Origin of the sequence: Fangia hongkongensis FSC776 = DSM 21703 (genome assembly GCF_000379445.1) — a bacterium.
Taxonomy (GTDB): domain Bacteria; phylum Pseudomonadota; class Gammaproteobacteria; order Francisellales; family Francisellaceae; genus Fangia; species Fangia hongkongensis.
Map to the genome: position 1 here is coordinate 1 of NZ_KB902265.1, position 7,638 is coordinate 7,638.

Sequence of the window (7,638 nt, forward strand, 5' to 3'; positions counted from 1 at the left end):
GATGCAGTCAGTTTTACAGGATTTGGAAAATTTGAGGTTGCTCAACGATCAGAGCGCATTGGGCGTAACCCTCAGACCGGAAAAGAAATTAAAATTAAAGCATCTAAAGTGCCTAAGTTTTCAGCCGGTAAATTATTGAAAGATGCTGTTAATAAATAGCTTTTCTAGAGGATAGACAGGAGGGACATAATGGAGATAATATATTATTTTTTCAATGATTTTACTCATGCACATAAACTTCTTAGAAATACAGTTACCTTAGCTATAATTTATGTTTTTTTAGATATAGTGACGTACTTTCCTACACCCATTGGGGATGTGGGATCAGTTATATTGTCTGTTTATAGTCAATTGTGGTTATATTTTTTCTTGATTCAATCATTAGTCTGTTTTGCGGTGTATGTATTCATCTTTTTGAACGCTAACAATAATAAGTAGAAGGGAGTAAAGTAATATGAATTGTTATGGGTATAAAAATACTGTATGTAATAACGAAGCAATTACAAAACGCAAAGTAGCAACAGGGGAATCTAGAGGAAAAAGTGGTACTGTGAAACAGTATGATCAGGTGCCTTTATGTGGACAGTGTAATAACAGATATGCCTTAGATAAAAAGATGGCTGTTTTACTAGGCACTGTGCTTGTTGTTGTTGGCTTGATAGCTTTTAAATATTGGGCTCAATAGAAAAAAGTGAGGACTTAAGCTGCAATAAATAAACTGACATAGGCGGCTAAAGCAGCGACACCCATGAAGCTTGCAGCATAAAATGTGGCGCTATTCATAGGGCTTCTTTTTTCATCGACATCTATGGCATGATCTGGGAAAAGTGGTTTTTCATCAAACATGCCAGCGTCAAAACCTTCATTCCAGTATTGAGCTTCTCTGGAATCTTTAGCATAAGGGCAGTTAGCTTGAGTATTTTTTTGACCGAACGCATAGCCTTGCATCCAGACGGTTTCGATATTATAGGTTTGAGTTGCAAGTATCAGTCTTTCGTTTGAGTTTTGCATGATATTACTTCCCTCCATTTATGTTACTTCAAGCATGGCAAAGACTGGCGTTACGAGTAATAGCGAAAAACCATCAGTTTTGTAAGTAAATACTGAAATATGTTGAGAGTTTCGATGAGGAAGCTTAAGGCGCTGAGGTTGAGAAATAACGGGGAAAATCCAGAACAAAACACGAATTCCCACCAATAACTTATTATATCAAATTCAGCAGAAAAATCATAGTAAATATTGCGTTAAAAAGTCGATAAAACCTATATAAAATAAGGCTTTACGCTTGATTAAAAATGTCATTTTGGTATAATAAAAACATAGGAGATAATCCTTTCAACCAGTGCCAAAAGGTTGTAAAATAATCAGGCGAATCAAGTAAATTTTAGGCAACAAAAAAGCCCGAAGTCAGACTACCAATCATTAACTTCGAGCTTTTCAACTTACAAGGAAAATAATAATGTCTATCCGTTCACAAGTCAACAAGACAAATCAAAATAACTATCCTATACAACGAAAAACAACAAGCAACAGCGGTATTGCATTGCGTGTGTCTAACCTTCCGCCACTTGATGAGGCAGCATCAAATGATGATCCAGTAAGAAGCGCACAGCAGCAAGTTGCAAAACTGTGCATGAGCCTTTTTCCATAACGAATAGGCTTTTTTACTTATTTTCACAATCAATTTTTTGTATAGGAGTTTTTCACATGACAACTACACCTACTATTGCGCCTGTAAAAAGCATTTTTAACAGTCAAGATATTAAACAAGAGCTTTCAACCAAAGGCTTAGACGGCTTACAGTTTGATCATTCATCATTCCCAGTCATAACCTTAAAAAGCGCCTTTGAAATGTCAGATGCACCCGACTTTGAGCATCGTTACTTTGATATTACTGTAATGCAAACTTTAGAAAAGCATATTCTCGTTGACGCAAACGACCAGAACTATGACGGTATCAAGTATAGCCGTGATGGAGTTACAACAACAGACGGCGAACCTTTACAAGTATTCATTGACAGCATGTTAAGTGATGGACGACAACCAGTAACAAAGCGTTATCTTGATATTTTAGTGCAATTACATACAGAGGATAAGCACAACGGCAAGCTGGCAGTACTTTCAATTAGCCCGACTAGTGTAAGCCGTGTATCAGGTTTTTTCTATCAGCTTAAACTACAAAACCAATTAGACAATCTCCCAGCGTTAAAAATCAGAGTAAGCCGAGGACAACAACGCACAAGTAAAGGTGGTCAAACCTATTATTTGTGGGCGCTTGAAGTAGTCCAAGATGCAGCTTTAAAAGTAGCTTAATTACACAGTAAAAATTTAACTTTTTAACCATATTTTTAAACGTACGCCTTGAGCGTAGGGAGATTATACCATGTTATTTTTAAATAGAAGTCACAATGTAGAGAGAAAAAAAGAGCAATTAAAATCACGTCTATATGATGTATTTGCACATGATCAGTTATATTCACGCACCGAGGCAAAAAGTACAGTGAGTACAACAAGAATGGTTCTAAACAATGCACAAAGCAATATCGTGCCAATTACACCTTTCTTGAAGCGTGATTGCAGCAAGTTAGAGGGAGTTTTGGTATGAATAGTTACGAAGAAAGGCAAGAAGCAAAGAAAGAGCGCTACAAAGAAAAGGCGATAAAATGCGCCAATAAATCAGACCAACTATATAAAGACGGTAGAGAATTGGCAGAAATGATACCATTTGGACAACCTATTTTAGTCGATCACTATTCAGCAAATAGGCACAGAAGCCATATTGAGAAAATCAGAAAGAAAACCCAGTTATCGATTCAAGAGCAAGAAAAGGCGGATTACTACGCACAAAAAGCCGAATCTGTAGGCACAGGCGGTATATCAAGCTACGACCCAGAAGCAGCCGAGAAGATTAAGGAAAAAATTGAAAGTTTAAAATCAGAAAATGAGCGCATAAAAGCAATTAATAAAGAGTGGCGCAAGACTTACAACAAAGCAGCAAAAGAGACTGGAGCGGACAAAATAGAAAAGACACAGCTCAAATCATCAAAAGAGGTTGAAGCGGCATTTTTTCTAGCGGTTGAAGAATTTAAAAAGACACATGAGGAAGCAGCAAAGGAAATTGTTTCACTTGCTGCATGTTACGCTTATCCACGTTATGCTAATTTAAGACCTTATGGCACTAGCACCGTAGAAATTAGACGTTTAGAACAACGACTAAAGCTTTTAGAGCATTATGCAGAAAAAGGCACTTTGGAAGTCGAGAAAAACGGCTATAAATGTACACAAGACCCAGAGGAAATGCGCGTTATTTTTGAATTTAACGGTAAGCCTAGTGAGGAAGTCCGCACCATTTTAAAACGTAACGGCTTTAAGTGGTCAAGGTATGCTTGCGCTTGGGTGCGAAAGCTAACGCCTAATGCTTGCTATCATGCTAGGGTTGTTATGCAGAGCTTGGATGGATTAGCAAGTGATGAGGTTGACGCATGAGTATTAAAGCATTAACAAACAAAGGTTGTTATATCGGACTTGAAGCATTGCCAAGTTTTTGTGTTATTCGTGCAGAGATCATCCAAAATGATGAGAGTGTGCCAGTTGGTAATGACTACATCAATCAAGACAAACTCTATATGTACGCTTGGAGTGCTGAACAAAAATTTTACATCTTTATCAAAGGCGTTGCTTGCGAGGCTAATTGTATTGACTTTGATTTTCCTTTGCTGAACGAGATAAGTGAATACAAAAAGGAGTTTGTGGCGTGAAGTGTAAGCATGTAAAAATTAGTGAGGTCATAGCATTTTTTCAGAATGTTAAAGAAAAGCATGGCGATATCAGAGCTTACAAAATGTACGAATTGAAAGCTGATGAATCAACAGGAATATTTTTCATGAATAATCATTGCAGCACTTTTTTTAATCTTGGATATATTCCGCAAATGGAGAGTTAAAGATGTTTAAAATACTAAACAAAAACACAAAAAACAAAGGCAATTTTGCTGTAGCGAAGAACAGCAAATCGCTAGCAAAAAGCAACACTAAGTTAAGCCGTGAGTGGCAAAATATCGAGATATTAGCTGAGATTGCCAAAGGTGATTATAGCCATGCTAAAAGTTATTCAGGCTTTGGTGGTTTGTACAAAGAGCTACAGAATGAAGAAGTGCAAAAGGAACTAGCTAAGGTTTTAAGCGTTGAGGAATGGGAAAGCCTACGCAAAAGTGTAAGCACCGCCTATTATACCCCTGAGCTAATCATTCGTTATTGTTGGCAGATAGTTGAGCAGTTAGGCTTTACAGGTGGCGATATTTTAGAGCCGACTTGTGGCGTTGGCTCGTTCTTTGAATACATGCCAGAATCAATCCGCAAAAATTCAAATATAACAGGTATTGAATTGGAGAAAGTCAGCGCACATATAGCAAGTGCACTGTATAATGATATAGAAATAATTAACGATGGCTATCAGAATCATAAGGCAGAGTATGATTTAATCATAGGGAATCCACCTTATGCTACTTTCAACGTGAATGACCGTTATTTTAACGATTTGAATGAGTTGAAAATACATCATGCTTTTCTAGCGCGTAGTATACGCCTTTTACGTGATAAAGGCTTGTGTGTAATGGTTGTACCGTGTTATTGCCTAGATTCGTCAAGTAGTCACGCAAGGGATATAATTGCCAATGAAGCCGAGCTTGTTTGTTCTTATCGTTTGCCAGATTCTCTTTTTAGTGACGCAAAAGTAACAGTTGATATCATTGTTTTTCAGAAGAAAGCAAAGCCTAATAATCAATATTTGGGTTTAACGCAGATTCAATTGAGTTGTGGCTATAAGGACGTAATCAGCGATTACTATATCGCGCATCAAGACCATATAATAGGCGATCTTGAAAAGTACGAAATGTATTTAAGTAAAGAGAAACGGACAAGGCAAGGCTTAAAAGTAGTTGGATCACCTAAAGAAGTTGAAAGCCGTTTGCCAGAGCTGATTGCACAGTTTGAGCCTGTCTATCAGCAAAATGACGCAGTAAAGGGTGTTAGTAGTGGTGTGGTTAGGTTTAAAGGCGGAAGCAACACAATGGCAGCAATAAAGACTAATAGTAGCGCAGACGGCTTAATAATCGATATTCAGCAGCGTATTGTTGTATTAAGTATTGAACTTGAAGAAATAGCCGAAGTGTTAGAGAAAATTAACAATCAAAAGGTGGCTTAAATAAATGGATAAAAATTACTGTTGTTGTAAATCAAAAGAAGCGCAAGAAATGCTAAAACACGGTGCGCCATTATCTGTAATAGCGAGGACTTTAAATATCAAAATTAGTGATATACTGAATCGAGATAATCCAAGAGCACTAGGCAAATAATGTCAGACCAGCACGACAGACGCATCAAAGACTTAATCAGAAACCGCGAGTTTGCTATTTCTTTCATGCAGCAATATATGGCAAAAGAGTTAGTAGCTTTAGTTGACTGGGATACTTTCAACCTTGACACGGCTAATGTTGAGCACTTGAGGCAGCAGCATAAAGATAACGTAAAGCAGAAGGAAATATCAGACCTTGCTTTTTCTTTTAAATTCAAAGATGGCAGAAACGGTGCAGCGCTGGTTCACATTGAATATCAAACGAGTGATGATATTACAATACTCATACGTACACGACACTATCAAACTAGCTACTTGTTGGATTACATCAAGCAAAACAAAGACGTTAAAAAATTGCCTTTGATTGTAAGTGTGATTTACTACACGAACAAGAAGCCATTTAGCTACTCTTTGGACATTAACGATTATTTCCAAAATAAGGAGTTAGCGAACAAGTATGCCTTTAGTATAGAGTTTGTAGACTTGGTGCGTCAATCTGATAAAGAGATACTGGAGCATGGCTATATAAGTGGCTTAGAAATTGTATTAAAGCATATTGCAGACAAGGATATTGATAGTGCCTTGTCCTTGGCTTCAAGAGAAATGGCAAGCTATGATAGCTTTGCAAGGCAGACATTGATTAAGTACATGAGTGATTATTCAGATTTAGATTTTGACCAGTTTTATGATAAAATAGTCAGTAGTAATGAAGATTTAAAAGGTGACATAATGACCGTATCACAGCAGATCGAAGAAAGAGCTTTACAGAAACATGCGCCTATACTTAAAGCAGAAGGTAAAGCCGAGGGTGCTCAAGAGAAAGCTTTGGCTACGGCTCGCAAATTGCTCTCTATGGGCTTAGAGGCTAAAAAAGTATCTGAGGCTACTGAGTTATCAATCAAGGAAGTAAAAGCGCTAGAGAAGGACTTAAAAGGGCATTAATAAGCAATCCAAGTTTGGCTTGTGTTTTGCTTTCCTGTGGTTTTTCATAAGCCAAAATCTTTTCGGGTCGTGCGTGAATATAACAGCTTACTCAGATATCCCAATATCGGCGAATAGCGCAACTAGCAGTGTGAGAGCAGCTAGCCAAAAGCCCGAAATTCACCCCCAATACTAAATCATCTGGCCCTGCTCGAAAGCCTTTTAAAATATAGGTTTTATTGCTTATTTTATGCTAAAAACAGCTTTAAGTGGCCTGCCTATTATTTCCTATTTTTCTCCCATATCAACATGCTAAATTACAAGGTGCATAACCGCATGTTTCGCACAAAGCTCTTTCCCAATAACATTGCTCTGCTATTCCATCAAGTGTAAGCGCTCCGCATTCAGAGCATTCCCCATTTGCCTCATGATCTTCAAAGTAAAATCCATCACAGCACATGTTTAATATCTCCTTTGATTTCCTATTTTGCGCCCACAAATGAGGCGGAAAAATTATTTTTTGTATATGGATAGATTGTTTATTTCGCTGACTGGGTTGCCATCAAATGTATCATCAAGTGAACCGTCTTTGTTTGTATCTTTTGTGTCTGTAATTTCATAGCCAAGTCGCTCAAGCTCAAGAATTAAAGCATCTTCACAAAATAGGTCGGTTGGTGTTTTGTCTAGTGTATCGACTGTAGTAACGTTGAGAGCATCGAGCAATTTTTCTGCAAGTGAATACTCGTTATCGTTTTGATGTTCGACAATGATTTTGATTAGTTCGTACTTGTCCATTTTTAGCACTCCAGTGTAGTTACAGAAAATAGTGAGTAACAGTTGCTCCCTCACTTTCTAATTACCATTATATACAGGTAGCGGTAACAAGTCAAGCATAAATCAAAAATAATTCAACTTTTTACACATAGGTAGCGGTAACAAAACTACAGAATATGGTATATTTTTCAACCATAAAGTAGTACAACTACATTGTAGATATCTTACTACATGAGGCAATTTGGTGTATAAATTAGCCAGTTAGTATGGCGTCTGAGAGGGCGTTAGAGAGGCGTTATTTTTAGGGAGGAAGTAAAGAGGAAGAGGCAAGAAAGGCTGGCAGCGAGCGCCTGCAAAGCCATATATAGCCTAATTTACAGAGGGTTTTGAGAATGAGAGATGTGTGATCAAAATATATCACCCCCATAGACTCACTACATATTGAGGCTGTGAGGACTGGCAGAGAATGGAGAGTTCGCAAGGGTAAAGTAAGAACGCCCAGCCACGGGCTTTAAAACATCCAAGAAATGGGAAGTGAGTGAGCTATCCGCACCGAAGTTGAGCGCGAAGCGCGAAACAAGGTAGCGGTAG

Annotated in this window: 12 protein-coding genes; 10 read left to right on the plus strand and 2 right to left on the minus strand. The window is 37.8% G+C overall.

Annotated elements, in window-relative coordinates:
- Window positions 1-159: HU family DNA-binding protein (locus A37Q_RS16135; RefSeq protein WP_018300024.1), on the plus strand; the 159-nt coding region annotated here is incomplete at its 5' end.
- A gap of 295 nt (window positions 160-454) precedes the next feature.
- The gene (locus A37Q_RS0109410; protein ID WP_018300026.1) at window positions 455-685 is read left to right on the plus strand and encodes a hypothetical protein; all 231 of its coding nucleotides are present in this window, start codon (window positions 455-457) and stop codon (window positions 683-685) included.
- A gap of 14 nt (window positions 686-699) precedes the next feature.
- Here the strand turns inward: A37Q_RS0109410 and A37Q_RS0109415 are convergent, their stop codons facing one another.
- Window positions 700-1,011 (minus strand): hypothetical protein, encoded by a 312-nt coding sequence (locus A37Q_RS0109415; RefSeq protein WP_018300027.1) that lies wholly within the window; start codon window positions 1,009-1,011, stop codon window positions 700-702.
- A gap of 448 nt (window positions 1,012-1,459) precedes the next feature.
- Here A37Q_RS0109415 and A37Q_RS0109420 point away from each other — a divergent pair, with 448 nt between their 5' ends.
- The 8 genes from A37Q_RS0109420 to A37Q_RS0109460 all read left to right on the plus strand — a co-directional run bounded on the left by A37Q_RS0109420 (window position 1,460) and on the right by A37Q_RS0109460 (window position 6,294).
- Window positions 1,460-1,651 carry a hypothetical protein gene (locus tag A37Q_RS0109420; RefSeq protein WP_018300028.1) on the plus strand — a complete coding sequence of 64 codons (192 nt, stop codon included), beginning with the start codon at window positions 1,460-1,462 and terminating at the stop codon, window positions 1,649-1,651.
- A gap of 56 nt (window positions 1,652-1,707) precedes the next feature.
- Window positions 1,708-2,313 carry a hypothetical protein gene (locus A37Q_RS0109425; protein WP_018300029.1) on the plus strand — a complete coding sequence of 202 codons (606 nt, stop codon included), beginning with the start codon at window positions 1,708-1,710 and terminating at the stop codon, window positions 2,311-2,313.
- A gap of 70 nt (window positions 2,314-2,383) precedes the next feature.
- Window positions 2,384-2,605, plus strand: a complete 222-nt coding sequence (locus A37Q_RS0109430; protein WP_018300030.1) for a hypothetical protein — start codon at window positions 2,384-2,386, stop codon at window positions 2,603-2,605.
- Window positions 2,602-3,486: a DUF3560 domain-containing protein gene (locus A37Q_RS0109435; protein WP_018300031.1), complete on the plus strand. Its 885-nt coding sequence runs from the start codon at window positions 2,602-2,604 to the stop codon at window positions 3,484-3,486. Before A37Q_RS0109430 ends, A37Q_RS0109435 begins: the two co-directional genes overlap by 4 nt.
- A complete protein-coding gene (locus A37Q_RS0109440) occupies window positions 3,483-3,758 on the plus strand; it encodes a hypothetical protein (RefSeq protein ID WP_018300032.1) in 276 nt (91 codons plus the stop codon). Before A37Q_RS0109435 ends, A37Q_RS0109440 begins: the two co-directional genes overlap by 4 nt.
- 187 nt (window positions 3,759-3,945) lie before the next feature.
- Entirely contained in the window at window positions 3,946-5,202 is a 1,257-nt protein-coding gene (locus A37Q_RS0109450; RefSeq protein ID WP_018300034.1) for an N-6 DNA methylase, read from the plus strand.
- A 4-nt stretch (window positions 5,203-5,206) separates the two neighbouring features.
- A complete protein-coding gene (locus tag A37Q_RS16275; RefSeq protein WP_018300035.1) occupies window positions 5,207-5,353 on the plus strand; it encodes a hypothetical protein in 147 nt (48 codons plus the stop codon).
- Entirely contained in the window at window positions 5,353-6,294 is a 942-nt protein-coding gene (locus A37Q_RS0109460) for an Rpn family recombination-promoting nuclease/putative transposase (protein ID WP_018300036.1), read from the plus strand. The genes A37Q_RS16275 and A37Q_RS0109460 overlap by 1 nt, the downstream gene beginning before the upstream one ends.
- A gap of 492 nt (window positions 6,295-6,786) precedes the next feature.
- Here the strand turns inward: A37Q_RS0109460 and A37Q_RS0109470 are convergent, their stop codons facing one another.
- Complete coding sequence (locus A37Q_RS0109470) at window positions 6,787-7,068, minus strand: hypothetical protein (RefSeq protein ID WP_018300038.1); 282 nt, start codon at window positions 7,066-7,068, stop codon at window positions 6,787-6,789.
- Window positions 7,069-7,638: the final 570 nt, after the last annotated feature.